The 236-nt window shown below is 55.1% G+C and carries 1 pseudogene; it reads left to right on the top strand.

Annotated features, from left to right (window positions below):
• Positions 1–13: 13 nt before the first annotated feature.
• A pseudogene (locus HBA93_RS23525) lies at positions 14–236 on the top strand (hypothetical protein); the annotation flags it as partial.

Below are 236 nucleotides of genomic sequence, written 5' to 3'. Positions count from 1 at the left end.
CGATGAGGCACCAGTGAAAACAACACGCAAAAAAGCTGCGGAAAAGCCAGCCAAACCAGCCCGCAAGCCACGCGCTAAAAAAGCTGCAGAGCCGGTTGAAGAAGTAAAAGCCGAAGCTGTTGAAACCGCTGTGGTGGTCGAGACTGCTGAAGTGGCTGCTGCTGAACCTGCGTCTGAAAAGACGGTACGTGCACGCAGAAGTACACAGGAAGCCTCGAAGCCGGTGGTGACCTCAC

Origin of the sequence: Ochrobactrum sp. SFR4 (genome assembly GCF_019730395.1) — a bacterium.
Classification (GTDB): Bacteria; Pseudomonadota; Alphaproteobacteria; order Rhizobiales; family Rhizobiaceae; genus Pseudochrobactrum.
The sequence above is the reverse complement of the archived record's forward strand: the minus strand, read 5'-3'. Positions and strand labels throughout refer to the sequence as shown.